The sequence below is a fragment of the Halalkalibacter oceani genome (assembly GCF_023715605.1).
GTDB classification, from domain to species: domain Bacteria; phylum Bacillota; class Bacilli; order Bacillales; family Bacillaceae_D; genus Halalkalibacter; species Halalkalibacter oceani.
The window spans coordinates 21,292-47,790 of record NZ_JAMBOL010000026.1; the positions used below are offsets into that span (position 1 = coordinate 21,292).

General features: G+C 48.0%; 23 protein-coding genes and 1 riboswitch. Of the genes, 21 read left to right on the forward strand and 2 right to left on the reverse strand.

Annotated features, from left to right (window positions below):
* Positions 1-35: 35 nt before the first annotated feature.
* From polX to M3202_RS18400, 11 genes are all read left to right on the forward strand, one after another.
* Complete coding sequence (gene polX / locus M3202_RS18350) at positions 36-1,757, forward strand: DNA polymerase/3'-5' exonuclease PolX (RefSeq protein ID WP_251224694.1); 1,722 nt, start codon at positions 36-38, stop codon at positions 1,755-1,757.
* A 36-nt stretch (positions 1,758-1,793) separates the two neighbouring features.
* A complete protein-coding gene (locus tag M3202_RS18355) occupies positions 1,794-4,154 on the forward strand; it encodes an endonuclease MutS2 (protein WP_251224695.1) in 2,361 nt (786 codons plus the stop codon).
* A 15-nt stretch (positions 4,155-4,169) separates the two neighbouring features.
* Positions 4,170-4,583, forward strand: a complete 414-nt coding sequence (locus M3202_RS18360; protein ID WP_251224696.1) for a DUF350 domain-containing protein — start codon at positions 4,170-4,172, stop codon at positions 4,581-4,583.
* Positions 4,584-4,899: 316 nt separating this feature from the next.
* Positions 4,900-6,591, forward strand: a complete 1,692-nt coding sequence (locus tag M3202_RS18365) for a long-chain-fatty-acid--CoA ligase (RefSeq protein ID WP_251224697.1) — start codon at positions 4,900-4,902, stop codon at positions 6,589-6,591.
* A gap of 128 nt (positions 6,592-6,719) precedes the next feature.
* The gene (gene fadR, locus M3202_RS18370) at positions 6,720-7,313 is read left to right on the forward strand and encodes a fatty acid metabolism transcriptional regulator FadR (RefSeq protein ID WP_432805982.1); all 594 of its coding nucleotides are present in this window, start codon (positions 6,720-6,722) and stop codon (positions 7,311-7,313) included.
* Positions 7,314-7,329: 16 nt separating this feature from the next.
* Positions 7,330-8,109, forward strand: a complete 780-nt coding sequence (locus tag M3202_RS18375; protein WP_251224699.1) for an enoyl-CoA hydratase — start codon at positions 7,330-7,332, stop codon at positions 8,107-8,109.
* 19 nt (positions 8,110-8,128) lie between these two features.
* Positions 8,129-8,899: an electron transfer flavoprotein subunit beta/FixA family protein gene (locus tag M3202_RS18380; protein WP_251224700.1), complete on the forward strand. Its 771-nt coding sequence runs from the start codon at positions 8,129-8,131 to the stop codon at positions 8,897-8,899.
* A gap of 13 nt (positions 8,900-8,912) precedes the next feature.
* Entirely contained in the window at positions 8,913-9,890 is a 978-nt protein-coding gene (locus M3202_RS18385) for an electron transfer flavoprotein subunit alpha/FixB family protein (RefSeq protein WP_251224701.1), read from the forward strand.
* Positions 9,891-10,180: 290 nt separating this feature from the next.
* The gene (gene trxA, locus M3202_RS18390; protein WP_251224702.1) at positions 10,181-10,495 is read left to right on the forward strand and encodes a thioredoxin; all 315 of its coding nucleotides are present in this window, start codon (positions 10,181-10,183) and stop codon (positions 10,493-10,495) included.
* Positions 10,496-10,617: 122 nt separating this feature from the next.
* A complete protein-coding gene (gene uvrC, locus M3202_RS18395; protein WP_251224703.1) occupies positions 10,618-12,390 on the forward strand; it encodes an excinuclease ABC subunit UvrC in 1,773 nt (590 codons plus the stop codon).
* A gap of 77 nt (positions 12,391-12,467) precedes the next feature.
* Positions 12,468-12,655: riboswitch (Lysine riboswitch) on the forward strand.
* A gap of 117 nt (positions 12,656-12,772) precedes the next feature.
* The gene (locus M3202_RS18400) at positions 12,773-14,008 is read left to right on the forward strand and encodes an aspartate kinase (RefSeq protein WP_251224704.1); all 1,236 of its coding nucleotides are present in this window, start codon (positions 12,773-12,775) and stop codon (positions 14,006-14,008) included.
* 179 nt (positions 14,009-14,187) lie between these two features.
* Here the strand turns inward: M3202_RS18400 and M3202_RS18405 are convergent, their stop codons facing one another.
* Positions 14,188-14,592, reverse strand: coding sequence for a YslB family protein (locus tag M3202_RS18405; RefSeq protein ID WP_251224705.1), 405 nt, complete (start codon positions 14,590-14,592; stop codon positions 14,188-14,190).
* Between the two features lie 153 nt (positions 14,593-14,745).
* On the opposite strand from M3202_RS18405, the gene M3202_RS18410 reads away from it, so the two are divergent.
* From M3202_RS18410 to M3202_RS18430, 5 genes are all read left to right on the forward strand, one after another.
* On the forward strand, positions 14,746-16,095 hold the full coding sequence (locus tag M3202_RS18410) for a TrkH family potassium uptake protein (protein ID WP_251224706.1): 1,350 nt from the start codon (positions 14,746-14,748) through the stop codon (positions 16,093-16,095).
* Between the two features lie 799 nt (positions 16,096-16,894).
* On the forward strand, positions 16,895-17,527 hold the full coding sequence (locus M3202_RS18415) for a succinate dehydrogenase cytochrome b558 subunit (RefSeq protein WP_251224707.1): 633 nt from the start codon (positions 16,895-16,897) through the stop codon (positions 17,525-17,527).
* Between the two features lie 20 nt (positions 17,528-17,547).
* On the forward strand, positions 17,548-19,317 hold the full coding sequence (gene sdhA / locus M3202_RS18420; protein WP_251224708.1) for a succinate dehydrogenase flavoprotein subunit: 1,770 nt from the start codon (positions 17,548-17,550) through the stop codon (positions 19,315-19,317).
* The gene (gene sdhB, locus M3202_RS18425; RefSeq protein ID WP_251192431.1) at positions 19,314-20,063 is read left to right on the forward strand and encodes a succinate dehydrogenase iron-sulfur subunit; all 750 of its coding nucleotides are present in this window, start codon (positions 19,314-19,316) and stop codon (positions 20,061-20,063) included. Before sdhA ends, sdhB begins: the two co-directional genes overlap by 4 nt.
* A 129-nt stretch (positions 20,064-20,192) precedes the next feature.
* The gene (locus tag M3202_RS18430) at positions 20,193-20,651 is read left to right on the forward strand and encodes an acyl-CoA thioesterase (RefSeq protein ID WP_251224709.1); all 459 of its coding nucleotides are present in this window, start codon (positions 20,193-20,195) and stop codon (positions 20,649-20,651) included.
* A gap of 180 nt (positions 20,652-20,831) precedes the next feature.
* Here the strand turns inward: M3202_RS18430 and M3202_RS18435 are convergent, their stop codons facing one another.
* The gene (locus M3202_RS18435; protein ID WP_251224710.1) at positions 20,832-21,056 is read right to left on the reverse strand and encodes a helix-turn-helix domain-containing protein; all 225 of its coding nucleotides are present in this window, start codon (positions 21,054-21,056) and stop codon (positions 20,832-20,834) included.
* A 427-nt stretch (positions 21,057-21,483) separates the two neighbouring features.
* On the opposite strand from M3202_RS18435, the gene M3202_RS18440 reads away from it, so the two are divergent.
* From M3202_RS18440 to M3202_RS18460, 5 genes are all read left to right on the forward strand, one after another.
* Entirely contained in the window at positions 21,484-21,747 is a 264-nt protein-coding gene (locus tag M3202_RS18440; RefSeq protein WP_251224711.1) for a phosphocarrier protein HPr, read from the forward strand.
* Complete coding sequence (gene ptsP, locus M3202_RS18445; RefSeq protein ID WP_251224712.1) at positions 21,747-23,465, forward strand: phosphoenolpyruvate--protein phosphotransferase; 1,719 nt, start codon at positions 21,747-21,749, stop codon at positions 23,463-23,465. Before M3202_RS18440 ends, ptsP begins: the two co-directional genes overlap by 1 nt.
* Before the next feature lie 199 nt (positions 23,466-23,664).
* Positions 23,665-24,105 (forward strand): MarR family winged helix-turn-helix transcriptional regulator, encoded by a 441-nt coding sequence (locus M3202_RS18450; protein WP_251224713.1) that lies wholly within the window; start codon positions 23,665-23,667, stop codon positions 24,103-24,105.
* A gap of 50 nt (positions 24,106-24,155) precedes the next feature.
* Positions 24,156-24,956 (forward strand): glutamate racemase, encoded by an 801-nt coding sequence (racE, locus tag M3202_RS18455; protein WP_251224714.1) that lies wholly within the window; start codon positions 24,156-24,158, stop codon positions 24,954-24,956.
* 123 nt (positions 24,957-25,079) lie between these two features.
* Positions 25,080-26,138: a GerMN domain-containing protein gene (locus M3202_RS18460; RefSeq protein ID WP_251224715.1), complete on the forward strand. Its 1,059-nt coding sequence runs from the start codon at positions 25,080-25,082 to the stop codon at positions 26,136-26,138.
* Positions 26,139-26,499 lie beyond the last annotated feature (361 nt).

The window sequence follows — 26,499 nt, forward strand, 5'->3', positions numbered from 1 at the left end:
CAGCTATCGGTATGATAAGAGGGGAGGGGAAGAGAATGAATAAAAAAGATGTCATTCGTGTACTTGAGGCAATTGCCACCTATCTTGAAATTAAAGGGGACAACCCTTTTAAAATATCTGCCTATCGAAAAGCGGCCCAAGCATTGGAAACCGATAAACGAACATTAGCCGAGCTGGACGACCCGGCTTCTTTATCAGGCATCGGCAAAGGGACGGCTGAGGTTATTCTCGAGCTGAAGCAGACGGGAGCCTCGAAGCTTTATGACGAGCTGGCTGGCAGTTTACCGGCCGGACTGCTTGAACTGTTAAAGCTTCCAGGGCTTGGCGGTAAGAAAATCGGCAAGCTTTATCAGGAGTTGAATGTCGTCGATCTCACAAGCCTGCAGCGGGCTTGTCAGGAAGGCAAGGTCCAATCTCTTGCCGGCTTTGGAAAGAAGACGGAGGAAAAGCTGCTCGCGGCGATTGAAGAAGTCACGACTCGTCCTGAGCGTCTGGCGCTGCCGGTTGTGTTACCGGTAGTCGCTGAAATCGAAGCGGCGCTCGAAACGATGGACGGGGTCGAGCGCTTTTCGCGGGCCGGGAGCCTGCGGAGATTGAAGGAAGAAGTGAAGGATTTGGACTTCATTATTGCGACAACGGAGCCGGGAAAAGTCCGGGACCAGCTGCTTGCCCTGCCGGCGGTAACGAAGGTGATCGCCAGCGGTGAGACGAAAGTATCGGTCGAAGTAACGGCGACGTTTCCGATCTCGATTGATTTTCGCCTTATCCAGCCGGAAGCGTTTGCGACGACGCTGCATCATTTTACCGGCTCGAAGGAGCATAATGTCAAAATGCGTCAGCTGGCGAAAAAAAGAGGAGAAAAAATCAGCGAATACGGTGTGGAGGATGCAGAAACCGGAAAGGTGCGGACATTTGCGAGCGAAGATGCTTTTTTTGCTTATTTCGGATTGAGCTATATTCCGCCGGAAGCGCGTGAGGACCAGGGCGAAATCGAGCAGGCGGAGGCGACATCGCCGCGCCGTTATGTAGAAGAGGCAGACATTATTGCCGATCTCCATATGCATACAACGTGGAGCGACGGGGCTCATTCGATTGAGGAAATGGTTGAAGCAGCGCGCAAAAGAGGCTATCAGTATATCGCGATTACCGATCACTCGCGCTATTTGAAAGTAGCCAACGGCCTTAGCATTGAGCAGGTGAAGGAGCAGCATGCGTATATCCGGCAGTTGAATCAGCGTTATGATGACTTTACCATTTTAACCGGTATTGAAATGGATATTCTACCAGATGGAACGCTCGATTACCCGGATGAATTGCTGGCCGAGATCGATTTTGTCATTGCGTCGATCCATTCTTCCTTTCAGCAGGATCAGGAAACGATTATGCAGCGGCTGAAAAACGCTCTGTTGAACGAGCATGTTGACATGATCGCTCATCCGACAGGAAGGCTGCTCGGAAAAAGAGAAGGCTACCAGGTTGATGTTGAACAATTAATTGAGTTGGCGAAAGAAACAAATACAGCATTGGAGCTGAATGCGAATCCGCTTCGTCTTGATCTTGCCGCCCATTGGCTGAAAAAGGCGGAAGAAGCCGGCGTCGTGATAGCGATTAACACCGATGCGCATCATATGAAGATGATGGAGGATATGAGCTTTGGGGCGGGAATCGCCAGAAAAGCGATGCTTGACCCTTCCTCAGTCCTGAACACGTGGCCGTTGGAACGCCTGCAGCAATTTCTTCAGCGCAACAGGCCATGAAGAGATAACGAGCCATCGTTATAAAAGGAGTGTACTATGGAAAGAGTCATTCGTGTATTAGAATATGAAAAAATGAAACAGCAGCTTAGAGAACATGTCGCTTCCTCGCTTGGCCGGCAAAAAGTGATCGAGCTCCGTCCGTCAACCGAGATCGAAGAGGTGGAAGAATGGCAGGCGGAAACAGCGGAGGCGGCAACCGTGATCCGGTTGAAAGGGCAGGCTCCGCTTGGTGGCATCTCGGACATTACCCCTCATGCGAAGCGGGCGAAGATTGGCGGCAGTCTGTCGGCGAGTGAGCTGATTGAGATTGCGAGCACGATTTATGGCGGCCGCCGTTTAAAGAAGTTTATCCAGACGATGGTCGAAGAGGAGGAGCTTGAACTGCCTCGCCTGTACGAGCACGCTGAACGGATTGAAGTGTTGACCGATGTCGAACGCAGCATTAAGCAATGTATTGATGACAACGGCCATGTGCTCGACTCCGCCAGCCCGGCGCTGCGGACGATTCGCCAGCAGGTGCGCAGCTACGAGTCCGGCATCCGGACGAAGCTTGACAGCATTACCCGCTCTTCCAGCACGCAGAAAATGCTTTCCGATGCGATTGTAACGATTCGCAATGAACGTTTCGTTATCCCGGTCAAACAGGAATATCGCGGAGCATTCGGCGGCATCGTTCACGATCAGTCCGCCTCGGGGGCAACTCTGTTTATCGAGCCGCAGGCGATCGTGACGCTGAACAACCAGCTTCAGGAAGCAAAGAGCCGGGAAGCGCGCGAAATCGAACGGATTTTGGCGGCATTATCGGCCGAAGTGGCCGAAGTAGCCGATGCGCTGCTTGTTAATATTGATGTGCTTGGAACGCTCGACTTCATTTTTGCCAAAGCGCATTACGCCAAGGCGATTAAGGCGACAAAGCCCCGCTTAAATGAAAAAGGCTATATTTTAATGAAAAAAGCGCGTCATCCTCTGCTTGATAAAGATGAAGTCGTCCCGATTGATCTTGAGCTTGGCGGGGACTACCGTTCGCTGATCATTACCGGCCCGAATACAGGCGGGAAGACAGTCACCTTGAAAACAGTCGGACTGCTGACGCTGATGAGCCAATCAGGCTTGCACGTTCCCGTAGAAGAGGATTCCGAAATGGCTGTCTATAAGCAGGTGTTCGCTGATATTGGCGATGAACAGTCGATTGAGCAAAGCTTAAGTACATTTTCCTCGCATATGACGAACATCGTCAGCATTCTCGACAAGGTTGACTTTCAAAGCCTTGTGTTATTCGATGAGCTTGGCGCGGGAACAGATCCGACGGAGGGAGCCGCATTGGCGATCTCGATTCTTGACGATGTGTACGAGCGGGGAGCGAGCGTCGTGGCGACGACCCATTACAGCGAATTAAAGGGGTATGCCTACAACCGCGCAGGCGCGATCAATGCCAGCGTCGAATTTGATGTTGAGACGCTGCGTCCGACGTACCGCTTGTTGATCGGAGTCCCGGGGAGAAGTAATGCGTTTGCGATTTCACGCCGTCTCGGCCTCGATGAACGGATTATCGAAAAGGCAAAAGAGCAAATTGACAATGAAACGAATCAGATTGAAAATATGATCGAAGCGCTTGAGAGCAGTCAGAAATCGGCTGAATCAGAGTGGGAGGATGCCGAGAAAATACGCGCCGAAGCAGAGCAGCTCCGCGCTGAGCTGGCAAGGCAGCTTGAGGCGTTTGAGCAGGAGCGGGAAGCGTTGCTGAAGGAAGCCGAGGAAAAGGCGGCGAAGGCAGTCAATGACGCACGGGAGGAAGCCGAGCTGATTATCGCCGAGCTGCGCGATATGCAGAAGCAGGGTCTTGCTGTGAAGGAGCATCAGATCATTGATGCGAAGAAGCACCTTGAGGAGGCAACGCCGAAGCTGACAGCGAAGCAGAAAAAAGTAAAGAAAATCGCGGCGAAAGCTCAACGCTCGATCGCACCGGGCGATGAAGTAAAGGTGCTCAGCTTTGGTCAAAAAGGCTTTGTCACGGACAAAATCAATGACAATGAATTTCAGGTGCAGATCGGCATTATGAAAATGAAGGTCAATAAAGATGATTTGCAGCTGCTTGATCGACCGAAGCAGGTGGAAACGAAGCCGCTTGCGACGGTCAGAGGAAGCGAGCATCATGTCAAAGCCGAGCTTGATTTACGAGGTGAGCGTTACGAGGACGCGATGCTGCTTGTTGAAAAATACATTGATGATGCGCTGCTTGCCGGTTATCATCAAGTTTCGATTATCCACGGGAAAGGCAGCGGCGCACTCCGCAAAGGGGTCAAGCAGCTTCTGAAAAAGCATCCGCATGTGAAAAGTGAGCGTGACGGCGGAATGAATGAAGGTGGACTCGGCAATACGGTTGTCGAATTAAAATAAGTGAGGCGAATGTAAGTGGAGACATTCTTTGAATATGAATTTGTTCGGACAGCGGCGTATTACAGTGTCACCGTACTCGGGCTGATCCTCTTTCTTGCTATTTTTGAGCTCGTCACAAAATACGATAATTGGCGCGAAATTAAGCGAGGAAATGTAGCCGTGGCGATGGCGACAGGAGGAAAGCTGTTTGGGGTGGCGAATATTTTTCGTCATTCCATCGAGCACTCTGATTCCATTTTGACGATGCTTGGCTGGGGCGTCTACGGATTCGTTCTGCTATTGATCAGCTATTTTATTTTCGAGTTTCTAACACCTTCCTTCAAAATCGATGAGGAAATTGCCAACGACAATCGCGCGGTCGGGATCGTGTCGATGATTATTTCGATCGGGCTCTCCTACGTAATTGGGGCCAGTATAATCGCGAGATAGTGACAAAAAAGGAGAATCATGCCGTGGAACTACTGATGAAAATTTTGTATGTTTGTTGTGGTGCTTTTCTGCTGGCGGGAATTGTTTATATGCTGTTTTTTGCTGCTTAATCAAAATCTGTTTCAACTTCCGGGCAGCCGGCGGTGCACTCACTCGCGGGCTGCCCGGAAGCTGTTTCCGTATAGGAAAACCGTTAGTTTGTCCCCGTTTTTCTTGCGTGAAATTGACAAAAAATGATTTATTTATGTAAGCGATTCCAATACAATAGAAGTAGAACGATCATGAAGGAGCAACTGAATAAAGAGGAGGAGATGAAATGTCGACGACCGGCAAGATTTGGCTGAAGCATTATCCCGACGAAATTCCTCATTCCCTTGACTACCAGAACAGCAGTCTCCATGATTTTCTGCAGCGTTCGGCCCGGAAGTATCCGGATCAGACCGCGATTGAGTTTTTAGGAAAGCGGCTTTCCTATTCGGAGCTTCATCAGCAGGCAGTTCAGTTTGCGCAGCGGCTTCAATTACTTGGAATCGAAAAAGGAGACCGGGTGGCGATCATGCTGGCCAATTGTCCCCAGGCGGTGATCAGCTATTATGGCATCATCATGACCGGAGCCGTTGCCGTTCAAATCAATCCTCTCTATGTCGAAAGAGAGCTGGAGCACCAGTTAATCGACTCCGGCGCCAAGCTATTAGTCTGTCTCGATCTCGTTTTTCCCCGCGTCCAGAAGGTGAGAGCGAAAACGAGCTTGCAGCAAGTGATTGTCACCAGTATAAAAGACTATCTCCCCTTTCCAAAAAATCTTCTCTATCCCATCGTCCAAAAAGAAAAAGTAACCGTAGAATACAATGAGCAAACGATCGCTTTCTCCGCCTTTTTGAAGCAAGGTGACGGCGCTTTTAAGCCTGTCCCGCTCGATCCGGAAACGGACTTGGCGCTTTTGCAATATACTGGTGGAACGACAGGCCTTGCAAAGGGCGTGATGCTGACCCATCGGAATTTGGTCGTCAATACGATGCAGGCCGGCCACTGGATCTATAAAACAACGCCGGGACAGGAGCGCATGCTGGCAGTCCTTCCTTTTTTTCATGTGTACGGCATGACCGTCTGTATGAACCTTGCGATCATGAATGGCTTTACGTTAATCATTTTGCCGAAGTTTGAGCCGGACCAGGTATTAAAAGCGATCGAGAAGCATAAAGTCAGTTTGTTTCCCGGTGCGCCGACGATGTATATTGCCCTCATTCATCAACCGGAGATTGAAACATATGATTTATCCTCCGTCCTCGCCTGTCTCAGTGGAGCCGCCCCATTGCCGCTCGAGGTTCAGCAAACATTTGAACGGTTGACCGGAGGAAAGCTAGTTGAAGGCTATGGACTGACCGAAACCGCACCGGTGCTGACGGCGAACCCGATATGGGGCAAACGGAAATCCGGCAGTATCGGGATCCCGTGGCCCGACACTGAAATGATCGTCCGGACAGCCGATGGCGAGGAAGCGGAGCAGGGGGATGTCGGTGAAATTGCGGTCCGTGGTCCGCAGGTGATGAAAGGCTATTGGAAGATGGCCGAGGAAACGGAAAAGGTATTGCGTGATGATGGCTGGCTGCTGACCGGGGATATGGGGTATATGGATGAGGACGGATTTTTTTATATCGTTGATCGGAAGAAGGATATGATTATCGCCGGAGGGTTTAATATTTTCCCCCGCGAAATTGAGGAAGTGTTGTATGAGCATGAGGCAGTCCAAGAGGTGGCGATTATCGGTGTTCCTGATCAATATCGGGGCGAGACGGTTAAGGCGTTTATCGTCCCAAAGGAGGGCAGGGAGGTGACGGCTGAGGATCTTGACCATTTTTGCCGCACTCGTCTGGCGGCTTACAAAGTTCCGCATCTTTATGAGTTTCGCACTGAATTGCCAAAAACGATGGTCGGAAAAGTGTTAAGAAGAGTTTTGGCAGAAGAGGAAAAGAGGAAGGAACAGGATGACGAGCACGTAAGCAGCTAAAAAGGAACGTCCATGTGCCAGGCGGGGAATCGGATTCTGCCCGGCACATCGCTCCATTGACAGAAAGCGTCGGCTTCTCTAAAATGATAGTATGAATGAATACTCATTCATTAAAAGGAGAGACGAACGTGGGAAAGAAAAAAGGAGCAAAATACGAGCAAATCATTGAAGCAGCCGTCGCCGTCATCGCCAGGTTCGGCTATCATCAGGCCCAGGTCGCGAAGATTGCCAAAGAAGCCGGTGTCGCCGACGGCACGATCTATTTATATTTTACGAGTAAAGAGGATCTCTTAATCTCTTTATTTGAGGAAAAAATGGGACAGTTTATCGAGACGATCCGTACGCGCATCCAAACGAAGCAGACATTTGAAGAAAAGCTTTTGCTGCTCATTCAAACGCATTTTGAACAGCTCCAGGCCAATCCACAGCTGGCGATTGTCACCCAGCTTGAACTGAGGCAGTCTAATAAGGAGCTTAGAAAAAAAATTAATCAAATTCTCAAAGGGTATCTTCTGCTCATAGACGAATTAATTAAAGAAGGTCAATCTTCAGCCAGTGTGAAACAACAGCTGGACAGTCGTCTTGTGCGGCAAATGATCTTCGGTACGTTAGATGAAGTGGTTACCAATTGGGTAATGAAGGATTGCAAGTATGATCTAGTTGTACAGGCGAAACCGATTCATCAAATGCTTGTCTCCGGGATAAGTGAACGGCTTTCATAAAGAAAGGAGTGAGAGTGTGGAATTTATTCGTGTCACAGTGGAAGAAAAGGTTGCGGTTCTAACGTTGCAGCGTCCGCCGGCCAATGCGCTTTCAAGAGGCGTGCTGCGGGAATTGGATCAGGTTTTGACCGAGCTAAAAGATCAAGAGGATATTCATGTGCTTCTGTTGCATGGCGAAGGGCGCTTTTTCGCGGCCGGCGCCGATATTAAGGAATTTACAACGATTAAGGACGGAGCCGAATTCGCAGAGATGGCCCGACTTGGCCAGCAGGTTTTCGAGCGGATGGAACATTATCCGAAGCCGATTATTGCGGCGATTCACGGGGCCGCTTTAGGCGGAGGGCTTGAATTAGCAATGGCCTGCCATATTCGCCTGAGTACAGAGGATGCGAAGCTCGGGTTGCCGGAACTTCAATTAGGGCTGATTCCCGGATTTGCCGGAACGCAGCGTCTGCCGCGCTATGTTGGCACTGCCAAGGCGGCGGAGATGTTGTTGACAAGTGAACCGATCAGCGGGAAAGAAGCGAAGGAGCTCGGGCTTGTTAATTCTCTTCATTCTGAGCGGTCGCTCATCGAAGAGGCGTTGAAGCTTGCCCGGCAAATCAGTCAAAAGAGTAGGCTCGCTGTTACCATGGCACTAGAGCTGCTGCGCTATCACGATTCATCGAGAATGCTTGAAGGCGCAGCAAGAGAAGCCGAGCTGTTTGGTCTCGCGTTCGATTCAGCCGACGGGCAGGAAGGAATTCGGGCGTTTGTGGAAAAACGGTCACCGCAGTTTAACCAAAAAAACGAGTAGGAAGAAGGAGGCTTTTTGAATGAATATTTTTGTCATCATGAAACGGACGTTTGATACCGAAGAGAAGATCACCCTTCAGCAAGGGAAAATTGATGATAGTGGAGCTGAATTCATCATTAATCCGTACGACGAATATGCGATTGAGGAAGCGCTCGTTTTGCGTGACGAACACGGTGGTGAGGTGACGGTTGTGACCGTCGGCGAAGAGGAAGCGGAAAAAGAGCTGCGCACCGCATTGGCAATGGGCGCCGATAAAGCTGTTTTAATCGATACCGAGGAGCTGGAGGATCACGATCAATTTACGACAGCTTCGCTGCTCGCCGCTTATTTCAGCGAGCAGTCGTTTGACATCATTCTTGGCGGGAATGTGGCGGTTGACGGCGGATCGGGGCAAGTCGGCCCGCGTGTCGCGGAACTGTTGGCGATTCCTCAGGTGACGACGATCACAAAGATCGACATTCAGGATCGGACAGCGACGATCATTCGCGACGTCGAAGGGGACGAAGAAACAGTGACGGTTTCATTGCCAGTCCTTGTCACCGCCCAGCAGGGGTTAAATGAACCCCGGTATCCTTCATTGCCAGGGATTATGAAAGCGAAAAAGAAGCCGCTCGACGTGCTGGACCTCGATGATCTTGACTTGGAGGAAGAGGATGTCGCAGCGAAAACGGAAACAATCGAGATTTTTCTGCCACCTGAAAAGCAGGCGGGGCGGATGATTGAAGGAGAGCCGCAAGCCCAGGTGAAAGAGCTTGTCGCATTGTTGAAATCTGAAGCGAAGGTCATATAAGGAGGGAAGGCAGATGGCGAAAAAAACGATGATTATTGGGGAAGTTCGCGATGGGGAATTACGGCATGTATCCTTTGAAACGATTGCCGCGGGAAAGGTCGTCGCAGATGGAGGAGAAGTCATCGGTGTTTTGTTAGGTGAAGATGTAAGCGGTTTAGCGGAGCAGCTGATTCAGTATGGCGCCGACCGGGTTGTGACAGTCACTCATCCTGATTTAAAGAGCTACACGACTGACGCCTACCAGCAGGCTGTGCTACAGGTTATCGATCTTGAACAGCCGGACGGCATTCTGCTCGGTCATACAGCGATCGGGAAGGATCTCGCGCCTCGCCTGGCAATGAAAGCGCAGGCCGGCTTAGTATCAGATGCCGTGGCTGTTGAACTGGAAGACGGGGAGCCGGTCTTTACAAGGCCGATTTACTCAGGTAAAGCCTTTGAGCGAAAAAGGATCAAAGAAGGGATGCTGCTGGCGACGATCAGACCGAATAATATTGCCGCTATGGAAAAGGACCCGGCGCGTACGGGCGATGTTTCCTCGATTACTGCCGAGATCAGCGACTTGCGGACGACGATCCAAAATGTTGTAAGGAAGGCGGCCGGAGGCGTTGATCTGTCGGAGGCAAAAATTATCGTTGCTGGCGGAAGAGGGGTGAAAAGCGCCGACGGCTTTAAACCGTTACAGGAGCTGGCCGATTTGCTTGGCGGGGCTGTCGGGGCGTCACGCGGGGCCTGCGATGCCGACTATTGTGACTATGCGTTGCAGATCGGGCAAACAGGGAAGGTCGTCACTCCGGATTTATATTTTGCGATCGGCATTTCAGGGGCGATTCAGCATCTGGCCGGGATGTCCAATTCAAAGGTAATCGTCGCGATTAACAAAGATCCGGAAGCGCCGATTTTTGAAGTGGCAGATTACGGAATCGTCGGCGATCTTTTTGAAATCGTTCCATTATTAACGGAAGAGCTGAGGCAGATCCTTGTTTCGCAATAAAGGGAACAGGGTATCTTTTTAAAAGAATGAGAAAGGATAAAAACGTCAAGGGAATACTAAAGGAGAACAATGACGGTTGTGCAGCTTTGGCTATAAGCGGAGATGGAAGCTGACTCAAAAGAAGGGAGAGGCTTGTCCCGTTACGTTCCTCGTGAGAGAAACGACTTTCTAATAAGAAAGCCCGTTACGCGGTTTTCTCAAACAATTTCGAGCAACTTAGTCGCAACCATTGTTTTTCGATGGTATAATCATGAAGAATCAAATTTGTTATGGATTAGGAGGTTTTTATAATGGCAATTGTCAATGTGACAGATCAATCATTTGCAGCGGAAACAAGCGAAGGTGTTGTGCTTGCTGACTTTTGGGCGCCATGGTGCGGACCTTGTAAAATGATTGCCCCTGTTCTTGAAGAATTAGATTCAGAAATGGGCGACAAAGTGAAAATCGCCAAGCTTGACGTCGATGAAAACCAGGAAACAGCGGGGAAGTATAATGTCATGAGCATTCCGACCTTGCTTGTCTTTAAAAATGGTGAAGTCGTTGATCAAGTAGTCGGTTTCCAACCGAAAGAAGCGCTTGCTGAACTGCTTAACAAGCATCTGTAAGTCAAGTGACAGTCCGCTTTCTCAATCGAGAGAGGGGACTTTTTTTACAAATATAACAGCTTTAGCGCTGACGCAATAGCGCTTCGGACGGATCCGAACGGTAATGGAGGTGAGAGAGAGCGATGAACCAATTAAAAGAAAAGCTGGCGGTGCTTCCTGATAAGCCAGGCTGTTATTTGATGAAAGACCGGCAAGGAACGGTCATTTATGTCGGAAAGGCGAAAGTGTTAAAAAACAGGGTACGGTCTTATTTTACCGGTTCACATGATGCGAAGACACAGCGGCTCGTCAGTGAAATTGCTGATTTTGAATATATTATTACATCATCAAATATTGAAGCACTTATTCTTGAATTAAACTTAATCAAAAAGCATGATCCAAAGTATAATGTGATGCTCAAAGACGATAAGTCCTACCCTTATTTGAAAATAACGAATGAAGAGCACCCTCGTCTCATCACGACCCGGCAGGTGAAAAAGGACGGCGGCAAGTACTTCGGTCCTTATCCGAATGCGGGGGCGGCTAATGAAACGAAGAAGCTTCTCGACCGGCTTTATCCGCTGCGCAAGTGCCGGACGTTGCCGGATAAAGTATGTTTGTACTATCATATCGGCCAATGCCTGGCGCCGTGTGTCAACGAGGTGTCAGCGGAACAGAATCAGGAAATGATTCATGAGATTACCCGCTTTCTCCGTTCCGGACATGGCGAAATAAAAAAACAGCTGACCGAGAAAATGATGAAAGCTTCAGAAGAGCTTGATTTTGAACGGGCCCGCGATCTTCGCGACACACTTGCGCACATGGAAGCGGTGATGGAAAAACAGAAAATGACGATCCAGGATCATGTTGATCGCGATGTGTTTGGCTTTGATTACGATAAAGGCTGGATGTGCGTCCAAGTCTTTTTCATCAGACAAGGCAAACTGATTGAGCGTGACGTATCGATTTTCCCTTTTTACCAGGAACCGCATGAGGATTTATTAACGTTTATCGGCCAGTTTTATTTGAAAAAGGAACATTTAAAGCCGAAGGAGATTTTGGTGCCGAAGGAGATCGAGGCCAATCTTGTCGAAGAGCTGCTGAATGTCCATACTCATTTTCCACAGCGCGGGAAGAAAAAAGAGCTTGTCGACCTTGCCAACCAGAATGCTGCGGCCGCTTTACAGGAGAAGTTCTCTTTGATTGAACGGGATGAAGAACGGACGATCAAGGCGGTCGAACGGCTTGGAAAAGCGATGGGTATTCCGACGCCGTACCGGATTGAAGCGTTTGACAACTCGAACATTCAGGGGACGGACCCTGTTTCGGCGATGGTGACGTTTCTTGATGGCAAGCCAAGCCGCAAAGATTACCGCAAATATAAGATTAAAACGGTAACCGGGCCTGATGATTATGGCTCAATGCGTGAAGTGATTCGCCGCCGGTACGTGCGCCTGCTGAAGGAGTCGCTCCCTTTGCCCGACTTGATTGTGATAGACGGGGGAAAGGGACAAATTGCCGCGGCTCAGGAAGTAATTGAGGACGAGCTCGGTTTATCGATTAAAGTATGCGGACTGGCAAAGGATGATAAGCATCGGACGTCTCAGCTTTTGCTCGGTGATCCTCCGGTGGAGGTTCCGTTGAAGCGGGACAGTCATGAATTTTATTTATTACAGCGCATTCAGGACGAAGTGCATCGTTTTGCGATTACGTTTCACCGGCAGACGCGTTCAAAAACGTTTTTCCAGTCGGCATTGGACGATATTCCAGGCGTTGGCGAGAAGCGAAAGCGCAGCCTGCTTAAGCATTTCGGCTCAATTAAGAAAATAAAAGAGGCATCGATTGAAGAACTGAGGCAGCTGGCGATTCCGGAAAAGACAGCAGAGGCGATACTCGAGGCGTTGAAAGAGGAGTAGCAGGTTGTGCTTGCAATCCTAGAAAACCTTTGCTAGAATGGATAGCAATTAAATAGATGCCGCACTTCAGGTAGTGAAGTGATGGTAGAGGAGCGAAAACCATCAGTACCACTCTAAGGTTTATGAGGACCGATGAGGAGATTGGGAAAGGGGAATTCGCCGAAGTGTAGAAAAGGCTCATGTTTTTCTATGCTGGACCTATGTTGAAGAAGCATAGGGCTGTCACATATCAAACCCAAAGGATATGTGGAGAACTATCTCACGCGAGAAACAGGGAGCAGTGTGGTACCGGACTGGTATGACAAGCAACAGTGAGGAGTTTTCCTTATTGTTGCTTTTTTGCGTTCCCACTGAACGGAGTGAGTTGGAGAGGATGAACAGGATGAAACGAATTGTACAGAAATATGGAGGAACATCGGTTGGTTCAGTGGAACGAATCCGCCATGTCGCCTCAAGGATCGAAAAAGCAGCTGGCGAAGATCAGCAGGTCGTCGTTGTCGTCTCAGCAATGGGCAAATCGACCGATGAACTCGTCCGGCTTGCCGGACAACTGACGGAAAGCCCGAGTAAACGTGAAATGGATATGTTGCTTTCAACAGGGGAACAGGTTACGATCGCGCTTCTGGCGCTCGCTTTGGCGGAACGTGGTGTGGAGGCGATCTCGTTCACGGGCTGGCAGGCTGGAATTGAAACGGAGGACAATCACGGCAATGCGCGGATTGTCTCGATTGAAACAGAACGAATGGAAGCGGAGCTGGAAAAAGGAAAAGTGGTGATCGTCGCCGGCTTTCAAGGAAAAAGCTCGAAGAATGACATCACGACGCTCGGCCGCGGCGGTTCGGACACGACAGCCGTCGCGCTGGCAGCGGCGCTTTCAGCGGATCGCTGTGAGATTTATACCGATGTGACAGGGGTGTTTACAACGGATCCGCGCTATGTCCCGCAAGCGCGCAAACTCCAGTCCATTTCCTATGATGAAATGCTGGAAATGGCTAATCTCGGGGCCGGCGTTCTCCATCCGCGTGCGGTTGAATGTGCCAAGAATTATCAAATGCCTTTGCTAGTGGCGTCCAGTATGGTTGAAGAAGCAGGAACGATAATTGAGGAGGAAATCACAATGGAAAAAAACTTACTTGTACGTGGAATTGCCTTTGAAAATGATGTAACAAAAATTACAATGGCCGGTCTGCCAAGCAGGATCGACACGCTGGCGAAAGTTTTCCAAGCCCTCTCCGAAAACGGAATCAATGTTGATATCATTATCCAGAACCAGACTGATGAGGCGCATGTTGATCTTTCCTTTTCAATTACGCAATCTTCTTTAAAAGAGACATTGACAATTTTAGAAAATGCTAAGGCAGAGTTGGGCTTTCATTCGTTGCACGTAGAAGAGGACCTGGCGAAAGTATCGATTATTGGGGCGGGAATGGTTTCGAATCCCGGCGTTGCTGCTTCGATGTTTGATGTGTTAGCGCAGAATGAAATCTACATCAAGATGGTAAGTACATCTGAAATGAAGGTTTCGGTCGTCATTTCGGAGGATGATATGGTACTCGCTGTTGAGATGCTTCATCAGGCGTTTCAACTGGGTGAGGAAGAAGAAGCGATTACCGCTTAATAAAGCCGTGCGGGGGTGGGACATAACTAATGTGTTTACCTGAATGTCGAACGGATGAATTATACGTAGACTCCTGCGGGAGAAAAAGCAACGGTGGATTCCACTCTTTCCATTTGTTCGTATAGTCATCCAGGCAACACCCTTTTGCCCCACCCTCTTTTCCCTCCCCTTAACTAGGGCTAGTTGTTTGCTGCAATCGAATCGTGACGGTCAAACTCAATTGTAAACAAAACAGCCTTTTTAGAGGCGGAATAGCTTCCTGCGGCAATCCGCTGCAGGTTTTGTTCCAAATATTGGGTTAAAAAGCCGGCTTCAAGCTGATAGCAGCGGGAATCATGCTTTCCCATCCACGGGCCGGTAAGTTCGAATAATTTAGCCTGCCGTTTTTCTTTAACGAGTTGCAGCTGGCCCCAATTCGCTTTTTCGAAAAAGGCGATGAGCTCGTCAACCGATTCGAGCGGATATTTTCGGGCCAATGATTTTCCAAGCCAGTATAAAATCGCCTCGTGATCTTTTCCAAGCAGGTCCTGTAAAAGCTCGTTGCGAATTAAATGGTAGCTAAAATCTTCTGTTTCTAAATTCATGCAGTCTCAACCTCTCCTTACCGCGCACTGAAATAACAATAATGAAGCTTGGTTTCTATTATAAAGAGAATGACCGAATTTCTCTACCACTTATAGCCTTGATTTTTTTTAAGTGGTATACTTAAGCGCGAATGAAGCCGGAGGTATGATCTCATGAAAGCAGGACTTAATCATTTTCTTTCACCATTTCGGAGTATTTTGATTGCCTATGTTATAGCGATGGTACTCTTTAGTATTCTCCTGTATTTGCCGATTTCTCACCAGGAGGGTGTTGAGGTAACATATGCGGAAGCGCTGTTTACATCAGTGAGTGCGGTCAGTGTAACAGGGTTAACGACGATTAATGTATCGGAAACGTTCAGTTACACCGGAATTTTCTTTTTAGCATTGGCGATTCAGCTTGGCGGCATCGGCATAATGACGATGGGGACGTTTGTCTGGATTTTATTCCGGAAAAAAATCAACCTCTCTCAGCGGATGCTGATTATGGTCGACCAAAATCAGTATAAATTCTCAGGCCTTGTCAATCTGATGCGGGGAATTTTGTTTGTCGCCCTGATCATTGAAATGATTGGAGCACTCATTTTAGGTACATATTATTTACGCTATTTCGACACGGCGGGAGAAGCTTACTATCAAGGAGCATTTGCTGCTCTTACCGCTTTTACAAACGCCGGATTTGACGTTACGGGACAGTCGCTGATCCCGTTCGCCAATGATTACTATGTGCAGTTTGTGACGATCCTGCTTATTTTTGCCGGGGCGATCGGCTTCCCGGTGTTGCTGGAATTACGTGAATACATCTCGAAGAAAAACCCGAATTTCAGCTTTAGTTTGTTTACAAAAATAACGACGACGACTTATTTTGTTGTTTTTCTGATCGGCGTTCTTGGAATATGGGCGCTGGAAACAGGTCATTATTATGTTGGCCTGGACTGGCATCAGCAGCTCTTTTATTCGTTATTCAACTCGGCCACAACGCGAAGCGGCGGGTTGTCGATTATGGAGGTCTCGGACTTAAACAAAGCCACGCTGCTGTTTATGTCTGCGCTGATGATCATTGGCGCGAGTCCTTCGAGTGTCGGTGGTGGAATCCGCACGACAACATTGGCGGTCATGTTTTTGACGATTCGAAGCTTTGCCCTCGGGAAAGATGATGTTAAAGTGTTCGGGAGAGAGATTCACCCCGATGACCGGCAAAAAGCGTTTATTGTCCTATCTGTCTTTCTCGTGATGCTGTTTGCAGCTGTGACGATGATCGTCGCGTTTGAGGGTGGAAACGATATAGCGTTGATTGCAATTATTTTTGAAACGGCCTCCGCTTTCGGAACTTGCGGACTCTCGATGGGGATCACGCCCCATCTGTCAATACCGAGCCAGCTCATTCTGATGGCCCTCATGTTCATCGGACGCGTCGGCCTCATCGCCTTCCTCTTCTCCGTCAGAAGAAGAGAAACAAAAAGCTACTACAAATACCCAACCGAACGCATTATTATTGGATAGAAATCACTCAAAATGCCCGGTTTTGGCATTTTGAGTGATTTCGTCCCGCCAGGCGAAGCCGCTTACGATTTTAAAGGAAGGAAGAGTGGTTTTCTCTTCCTTCCGAAAGCGAGCGAAGCCGGCGGAGCAGCCCGGTTTTGGCATTTTGAGTGATTTCGTCCCGCCAGGCGAAGCCGCTTACGGTTTTAAAGGAAGGAAGAGCGGTTTTCTCTTCCTTCCGCAAGCGAGCGAAGCCGGCGGAGAAGGAGTCCACTGAAAAACTTCCTTTTTCGTAACTCCAAGATGAGTAATGGCTCCGCGCGTTGCGCGCCTTGCTTCGAGAAACCCACTCGTAGCAAGGCTTTCAAAATCAGGCAACGGCTACGCTCATTACGAAAAAGCTGCTGAAAAAGTGAAAATCGTCCTTTTTCAGCAGCTTTCGGAGCAGCCCGGTTTTGGCATTTTGAGTGATTTCGTCCCGCCAGGCGAAGCCGCTTACGATTTTAAAGGAAGGAAGAGCGGTTTTCTCTTCCTTCCGCAAGCGAGCGAAGCCGGCGGAAAATGCTGCAAAATCGCGCTTTTTAAACGGTGTGAGACAGCTAAAAAGGCTGTATACGTTTTCTTGACTGGGGTATGAGTTGAGAGTACAATAAAATTGTCGGTTTTTTTTCACAGAAACTTTGGGAAAGTTTCATAATTTGCATGATTCCATATCTCGACAAGTCGCGGTGGGGAGGTACAAGCTATACGGAAAAAACAGAGAGAGTAAGCAGAAAATAATAGTAGTGGATAGGTCAAAAACATTTGTGGGGGGAAAAGTATGGCTGGTAATCGTGAGTTTTTTAATCGAAAGTTACATTCATTACTTGGTGTTATTCCAGTTGGATTATTTTTAGTTCAGCATTTGGTGGTCAACCATTTTGCGACGCGTGGAGCGAGTGCTTTTAACCAGGCGGCTCACTTCATGGAAAGCCTGCCATTCAGGTATGCGCTTGAAATTTTTCTCATCTTTTTACCGCTTCTTTATCACGCCATTTACGGAATTTACATCGCGTTCCAAGCGAATAATAACGCAAGCCGCTATGGTTTTTTCCGTAACTGGATGTTTGTTCTTCAGCGGATTTCCGGTGTCATTCTCTTAATTTTTATCGCATGGCATGTATGGGAAACAAGAATTGCCTATGCCTTAGGCAGAGCAGAAGTAAACTACGATATGATGGCCGATATTTTAAGTAGTCCATTTATGCTTATCTTCTATATCATTGGTGTCGTATCGGCGACATTCCACTTTGCGAATGGGCTTTGGTCATTTGCCGTGTCTTGGGGAATTACAGTTACACCACGCTCACAACAGATTACAACCTATGTGACGATGGCCATTTTCGTTCTGTTAACAGTAGTAGGTATTCGGGCGATCCTGGCGTTTATTAATCCGGACTTAGCAAACATTTAAGAGATAAGGAGTGGGCTACTATGAGTAAAGGTAGAATTATTGTTGTCGGAGGCGGACTAGCCGGTCTGATGGCAACAATTAAAGCAGCAGAAAAAGGGGTTCCAGTCGATCTCTTCTCATTGGTTCCTGTTAAACGTTCACACTCAGTCTGTGCACAGGGTGGAATTAACGGTGCCGTGAATACAAAAGGTGAAGGGGATTCTCCGTGGGAACACTTTGATGATACAGTATATGGCGGAGACTTTTTAGCAAATCAGCCGCCGGTTAAAGCAATGACAGAAGCAGCGCCTGGCATTATTCATTTAATGGACCGTATGGGGGTTATGTTTAATCGTACGCCGGAAGGTCTGCTTGATTTCCGCCGTTTCGGGGGAACACAGCATCACCGAACAGCTTTTGCGGGTGCAACAACTGGTCAACAGCTGTTATATGCTCTTGATGAGCAAGTACGTCGTCATGAAGTAAGTGGACTTGTGACGAAATATGAGGGCTGGGAATTTTTATCCGCGATGATCGATGATGAAGGAACCTGTCGCGGGATCACAGCGCAGGACTTGAAGTCATCTGAAATCCGTCATTTCCCTGCCGACGCCGTTATTATGGCAACAGGTGGTCCGGGAATTATCTTTGGAAAATCAACGAATTCTGTTATTAACACAGGGTATGCGGCATCAAAGCTTTATCAGCAAGGTGTACGCTATGCTAACGGTGAGTTCATTCAAATTCATCCAACCGCTATTCCAGGAGATGACAAGCTTCGTCTGATGAGTGAGTCAGCTCGTGGGGAAGGTGGACGTGTCTGGACGTATAAGGACGGTAAGCCGTGGTATTTCCTTGAAGAAAAGTATCCTGCTTATGGAAATCTCGTCCCTCGTGATATTGCGACGCGTGAAATTTTCCATGTCTGCGTCGATATGAAGCTTGGAATTAACGGCGAAAACATGGTTTATCTCGATCTGTCTCATAAAGATCCGAAAGAGCTTGATATTAAGCTCGGCGGTATTATTGAAATTTACGAAAAGTTCATGGGCGACGATCCTCGTAAAGTGCCGATGAAGATCTTCCCTGCTGTTCACTATTCAATGGGCGGCATGTGGATTGATTACGATCAAATGACTAACATTCCTGGGCTATTTGCGGCGGGAGAGTGCGACTATTCTCAGCACGGAGCAAACCGTCTCGGTGCAAATTCATTGCTTTCTGCGATTTACGGTGGTATGGTAGCGGGGCCGAAAGCTGTTGAGTATATGGAAGGCCTAGAAAAAACCGCTGACAGCATGTCTTCCGCGTTCTTTGAACAGGAAACTCAGAAGGAACAGGAAGCATATGACCGGATTCTAAAGATGGATGGAACGGAAAACGCGTATATCCTTCATAAAGAGCTCGGTGAATGGATGACGGATAACGTAACGGTTGTGCGTTACAACGATAAGCTGTTGAAAACAGATGAAAAAATTCAAGAGCTTATGGAACGCTATCAAAATATTAATATTAACGATACGGCAAAATGGAGCAACCAAGGAGCTTCCTTTACCCGTCAGCTTGATGGCATGCTCAGCCTTGCCCGCGTTATTACTCTTGGTGCCTATAACCGTAACGAGAGCCGCGGGGCTCACTATAAGCCGGACTTCCCTGAACGTAATGATGAGGAATTCTTAAAAACAACAATAGCTACCTACAATGCAGAGAAAAACGCTCCGGACTTTACTTATGAAGATGTTGATACATCTTTAATTAAGCCACGTAAGCGTGATTACTCACAAAAGAAACAAGGAGCTGTGAAATCATGAGTGAAAAAACAATTCAATTCAAAGTGATGCGACAAGACGATCCAAACAGCACTCCTTATGAAGAAGAATTTGAAGTGCCATATCGTCCTAATATGAACGTTATTTCTGCGTTAATGGAGTTCCGACGCAATCCGGTAAACAAAAAAGGGGAACAAACAACGCCGATCGCCTGGGAAATGAACTGTCTGGAAGAAGTGTGCGGCGCCTGCTCGATGATTATTAACGGCAAGCCGCGCCAATCATGCACAGCGCTAGTCGATCAGCTGGAGCAGCCGATTCGCCTTGAACCGATGAAAACATTCCCGGTCGTCCGCGATTTAGTCGTTGACCGCAGCCGGATGTTTGACTCATTGAAGAAGGTAAAAGCATGGATTCCGATTGATGGAACGTATGACCTTGGCCCGGGGCCGCGGATGGCAGAATCGAAGCGCCAATGGGCGTATGAGCTGTCAAAATGTATGACGTGCGGCGTCTGCCTTGAAGCATGTCCGAATGTAAACAGCAAATCTGATTTCATCGGACCGGCTCCACTTTCTCAAGTTCGTCTCTTTAATGCTCACCCAACAGGTGAAATGAATAAGGAAGAACGTCTTGAGACCATCATGGGAGACGGTGGCCTTGCAAACTGCGGGAACTCACAAAACTGCGTACAATCTTGTCCGAAGGGAATTCCTTTAACGACTTCGATTGCTGCACTTAACCGTTCAACAACACTCCAATCCTTTAAAAACTTCTTTGGTGCATAAGCCTGGTTAAAGGACGGAAGGAGAGGGACTGGGGCGACCGGTTCCGCTATTTCAAAGGGGTTGCCCGAAAGCAGTTGCTTTTAGGGCGGCTCCTTTTTCATTCCTGATCATAGAAGGAGAATCAAGCTGATGAAAAGACTACCTGCCTATATTAGCGACCTTGAGACGTGGAAGGCGTCATTTCGTTTTTTTCAACCGGTAAAAGTACGTTTTAGCGAAACGGATGCGTTCGGCCATGTCAATAACACGAGAGTATTTATTTATTTTGAGGAGGGACGGATCGCGCTTTTTGAGAAAGTCGGAATCATGAAGGAATGGGCTGAGAGAGAGAGCGACGCGATGATTGTGACGGCTGATTTGCACTGCGATTATATCCGGCAAATTAAATTCGGGGAAGCATTACAAGTAGGGGTGAAAATTGAAAAGCTCGGACGTTCTTCGATGGAGCTTCATTATCTCGTCGTGAACGAGCGGGAGGACATTTGTTTGACCGGAAGAGGAACGATGGTTCAAGTGAACAAAAAGACAGAACGGTCGCTGCCATGGAACGAAGAAATGAAAGCGCTTTTCCGTCCTTATCTTTCTTGATTGAAAAACGGGGAACAGGCTCAAAAAATCGAAACATCCTACCATTAGTAAAAGGGAAGGCCGGGCAAAAGGTATAACCACCCTTTGTCCCAGCCTCTGATCGTGCAGACGTCATGCGCCGTTTCGTTGCAAAGCTTGGAGACAGCCCCATTTCCTGAAACAAATGCTATCATTCGTAAGCTATATTTCGAGTTCACCTAGTCTAACCAATTCAATCACCGCTTGAGAGCGCCCCTTGACTCCAAGCTTTTGCATCGTATTAGAAATGTGATTTCGTACGGTTTTTTCACTTATGAAAAGTTCTTGTGCGATGTCCTTTGTCGTCTTATCCTGAACAAGTAATTCGAATACTTCGCGTTCCCTTTTCGTAAGTAAAGGCTTAGGTCCAAATTCTGCTCCTTTCAATGAGTTCACTCCTTCTTGCTCGGGCTGAGAGCGGTGGGGATCATGAAACCCCCGAGAGATGAAGGGTTTTAGTCTCGATAGTATATGTATCACGTCGTACTGATGTGTCAGAACTCCTCGAACACATAGAAAAAAAGCGTAACAGGTTATCTGTTGAAACAAGAAAAACAGTTATGCTATACTGGTACTGCTTATTGAGAAGTAAGCGATTTATCAACAAAGGACTACATACGTGTTACTGATACGATCAGGCATGAGTAGGAAGTGTATATGTGACTCAGATGGGGTACGCTACAACTAAGTGCATCCTTTTGTTTTCATCATGTGCGTTTCTTTTCTCATGCCTGTTTTTTGTGATAAATGGCGACTTTAACACAAGTGTGTATGCCTTAAAAAAATTGTTTAATTGAAGAAAGAGGTAGGTACAATGGCAGAAAAAACATTTCATATTACAGCAGAAACAGGAATTCATGCTCGTCCAGCGACACAGCTCGTCAATAAAGCAAGTCAGTATTCCTCTGATGTTACCCTGACGTATAAACAGAAGACGGTGAACCTTAAATCCATTATGGGCGTCATGTCTCTTGGCGTGGGCCAGGGAGCAGAAGTGACGATTAAAGCGGAAGGCAGCGACGCGGACGACGCGCTGAAAGGGATTGAAGAGGTTATTAAAGAAGGGTTAGGAGAATAATGAAGCAATTATCAGGCATCGGGGCTTCTGCCGGCATTGCCATCGCGAAAGCTTTCGTGCACGTTGAACCGAAAATGGACATCGAAAAAAAAGAAGTGCAGGATGCGACCGCCGAGATTGAGCGCTTTCGGGTCGCTGTGGCAAAATCGAAGGAAGAGCTTACTGTCATTAAAGATAAGGCTGAACAGGAGCTGGGAGCTGATAAAGCAGAGATTTTCGCGGCGCATCTGCTCGTCTTGAGTGATCCCGAGCTTGTTGATGCTGTCACAGGAAAAATTGAAGCGGAGAAGCAAAATGCGGAGTACGCAATGAATGAAGTCGCTTCGATGTTTATTGAGATGTTTGAGAACATGGAAAATGAATATATGAAAGAGCGCGCGGCGGATATACGTGATGTTTCCAAACGCGTGCTCGGTCACTTGCTCGGTGTTCAAACACAGTCTTTAGCAGCTGTGACAGAGGAAATGATCGTGATTGCCGAAGATTTGACCCCGTCTGATACGGCGCAATTAAACCCGGCCTTTATTAAAGGGTTTGCCACAAATATTGGCGGGAGAACATCTCACTCGGCTATCATGTCCCGCTCGCTGGAGATTCCGGCTGTGGTCGGAGCGAAAACGGTGACGGAAGAGATTAAGAGCGGAATGACCGTCATTATTGATGGAACGGAAGGCACGGTCGTCATCGAACCGACAGAGGAAGAAAAGGCCTATTACGAGCAAAAGCGTCAGGACTTCCTTAAGCAGAAGCAGGAATGGGCCAAGCTTGCCGGAGAACAGACGCGGACAAAGGACGGAAAGCATCTTGAACTGGCCGCCAATATCGGGACGCCGAAGGATTTAAACGGTGTTCTCAAAAATGGGGCCGAAGCGATTGGCTTGTACCGGACGGAATTTCTTTATATGGACCGCAGCGAGCTGCCGTCTGAAGAGGAGCAGTTTGAGGCGTATAAGGAAGTTGTTGAAAGAATGGACAACAAGCCTGTTATCATTCGCACGCTTGATATCGGCGGAGACAAAGAGCTTCCTTATTTGAATTTACCGGAAGAAATGAATCCATTTTTAGGCTATCGGGCGATCCGGATCTGTCTTGAAGAACAATCGATCTTCCGCGTGCAGCTTAGAGCATTACTGCGGGCGAGTGCCTTTGGAAATGTCAAAGTCATGTTTCCGATGATTGCGACGCTTGAGGAAGTGCGGCAGGCGAAAGCGATTTTTAAAGAAGAGGAAGAGCGGCTTAGAAGCGAAGGAGTTGCTGTTGCTGATAAGGTGGAGCTCGGCATTATGGTTGAGATTCCGTCAACAGCTGTCGCAGCGGACTTATTTGCGAAGGAAGTCGATTTCTTCAGCATCGGGACAAATGATTTGATTCAGTACACGATGGCGGCTGACCGGATGAATGAACAAGTCTCCTATTTGTATCAGCCGTATCATCCGGCGATCTTGCGCTTAGTGAAAATGGTTGTTGACGCCGCCCATAAAGAAGGAAAATGGGTTGGAATGTGCGGGGAAATGGCCGGCGATGAAGTGGCGATACCGCTTTTACTCGGTCTCGGTATAGATGAATTAAGCATGAGTGCGACTTCCATTTTGCCGGCGCGGAGCCAGCTGTTGGGACTTTCTCAGCAGGAGCTGTCTTCCTTTGCTGAGGAGATGCTGGGACTGGACAGTGCGGCCGAGGTGGAACGCCGTGTCAGAGAGCGCTTTTTAACAACGTAAAGAAAAAGTGGCCGCCTTATAAAGCAAAAAAGGCAGGCCGCTTTTTTTTCTCGGGAGGCGTCGGCGGCGCCGCTTCCATCTTTACATATCCTAAGAAAAATCGTTCAGTGATTTTTCATATAGATCTTCTTGCAATTAGACCTCAAAACAGCGACAATAATGAAAATAGCTTCATAATGAAAGAGGTGCGCTAACAAATATGGACCATCGCCAGGTTGAACATATTGAACGCTCATTACGTCGAGTGGCTGACATGGTTAAGCAGAAAGGGCGTGACATTCTTACGCAATTTCCGATTACCCCACCGCAATTTGTCGCTTTGCAATGGCTGAATGAGAATGGTGACATGACAATTGGAGAGCTTTCGGCAAAGATGTACTTAGCGTGTAGTACAACGACGGATCTCGTTGATCGAATGGAAAAAAATGAACTCGTGGAACGAGTGAAAGATAAAAATGACCGGCGTGTTGTGCGGATTCACCTGCTTAGAAAAGGTCAGACGATTATTGAAGAAGTGATCAAGAAACGTCAGGATTATTTAGAAAAAATTTTAACGGATTTTTCCCAGGAGGAAGTTGATACGTTGGAGAAAAGTCTGCACAAGCTTCACGATGAAATGAAGGCAATGCGTGTGAAATAAGCAATAAAAAGCTGAACTGCACAGAATAGACAGAAATTGAGGGAAGAGGATTGGATAAACCGATTGGGGTAATAGATTCCGGCTTAGGCGGACTAACAGTAGCGAAAGAGATTATGAGACAGCTGCCGAAAGAAGAGATTGTGTATATCGGCGATTCGGCACGTTGTCCATATGGTCCGCGTGATCCAGAGGATGTTCGAAGATTTACGTGGGAAATGATCAACCGCCTTTTGAAAGAGCAAATGAAGATGCTAGTGATTGCCTGTAATACGGCAGCGGCTGTAGTGCTGGAAGAAGTGAAACGGGAATTGGCGATTCCGGTAATCGGCGTTGTTCATCCCGGGGCAATCAGCGCCTTGAAGGTCACAAAGCGCGATCATGTCGCTGTGATCGGCACGGCTGGTACGATATCAAGCGGCGCCTACGAAAAAGCGTTAAAAGCGATTAATAGTGAAGTAAAGGTTGATAGTCTTGCCTGTCCTCCTTTTGTTCCGCTAGTAGAGAGAGGGGTGTTCTCGGGGGATGAGGCTGTGCGAACAGTCGATCAGGCTTTAACACCGCTCGATGAAAAGGGCTTTGATACGTTGATTTTAGGCTGCACTCATTATCCGCTGCTGCGGGAAGTGATCCGTGAACGTGTCGGCCCTGACATTGAACTGATTTCCTCGGGCGATGAAACAGCGCGGGAAGTGAGCAGCCTGCTTTATCATAAGAATCTTCTTTACGTTGATGACCGGCAGCCTCAGCACCATTTCTACACGACCGGAGATGCGAAACGGTTCAAGCGTTTAGCGGATCAGTGGATGGAAATTGACGTCGGTCATGTGGAGACGATTCAGCTAGGAGAATAAGAAAAAAAGATGCCCCGGTGGGTTTATTCAATCCGCCAGGGCGTTTTTTCTTGTGAAAAGATGGTCTATTCTTTTTTAACAGCTCGTATACATTTAGTACAAACCATCTTGGGAGGGAAAATGATGCATAGAGTACTATTGATGTTTACGTTGCTGATCATTATGTCAGCTTGTTCTTTTGGTTCAAATGAAGTGATGCAGGAGATGGATACACCGCCAGTCAATTATGTCGATGAAAATGAATCACTTGATTTAGAGGAAGCGGGAGTCGAGGAGCCGGTTGAAGAGGAAAGCGCGGAAAGCGAAGTTCCAACAGAAACGGTTCAGCGGGAGCTTTACTTAATTGATGCGAATGGAATGGTTGTTCCGCAAACATTGACCCTACCAAAAACAGATGGGGTGTTAAAGCAATCTCTTGAATATTTAGTAGATGGCGGGCCGATTACAGAGCTGCTTCCGAACGGTTTTAAAGCTGTCATTCCAGCCGGAACGGCGGTTGACGTGAATTTAACGGAGGACGGGGTCGCTGTAGCTGATTTTTCAAATGAATTTAAAGAATATGATCCGGCAGAAGAGCTGCAGATTCTTCAGGCGATTACATGGACGCTGACACAATTTGATAATGTAGAGAAAGTTCAAATCCGCATTAACGGTTATGAACAGGAAATGATGCCGGTCAACGGCACACCGATCGGAGAGGGAGTCAGCCGCTCTGACGGGATTAATATCGAGGCGGATTCCGTTACAGATATTGTAAATAGTAAAGGGGTAACCCTTTACTTTCTCGCCCAAAATGGAGACAACTCCTATTATGTTCCGGTCACACGCCGTGTTTCAATGGAGAGCGATTCACTGACTGCTGCCGTGACAGAGCTTCTTCGCGGTCCTTCTCCTCATTCCCAGCTGTTATCTGATTTCAGACAAGGTGTCGCCTTGCAGGATGAACCAAGCTATGAAAACGGCGTCGTAACGCTGAATTTCAATGAAGATATTCTAAGCGAGCTGCAAGCAACAGCTGTCTCAACAGAAGTGTTGAACATGCTCGCCCTGACGTTAACCGAACAAGAGGGGATTGAAACGGTCGCGATCGAAGTAAATGGTGAAGCGAATGTTCTTGCTGAAACAGGGGAAGCTGTCCAGCCTGTATCCCGCCCGGAACTTGTCAATACGGGCAGCTACTAAATTCCATTGCAGAACGAGGGAAATTGGACGAAGGCAGCACTTTTCTTTATAATAGTGATGAAATGTAATAAGAAGGGGGTGTGGCAAAGAATTTATTTTCTTTTGCCACACCCCCGAAGCAGCGAGCGAAGGCTTCCGGCTGTCGTGAAGCAGACGCGCTGCCGCTGTCCAACCTTAATGTGGCCTACAAGAAAAGGGGTTGGCCCAAAGCTGAGCTTTTGGGACAACCCCTTCTTAGTGCGCCACGCATGGCGCGTAGCTAGGCGGTGAAAGTCCGCTATGGGGGCTGGCAGTTGCCAACCATTAGCCAAGAGCAAGGGTGTCCATCGCGAGGTGGAATCTGAAGGAAGCTGGAGGCAAA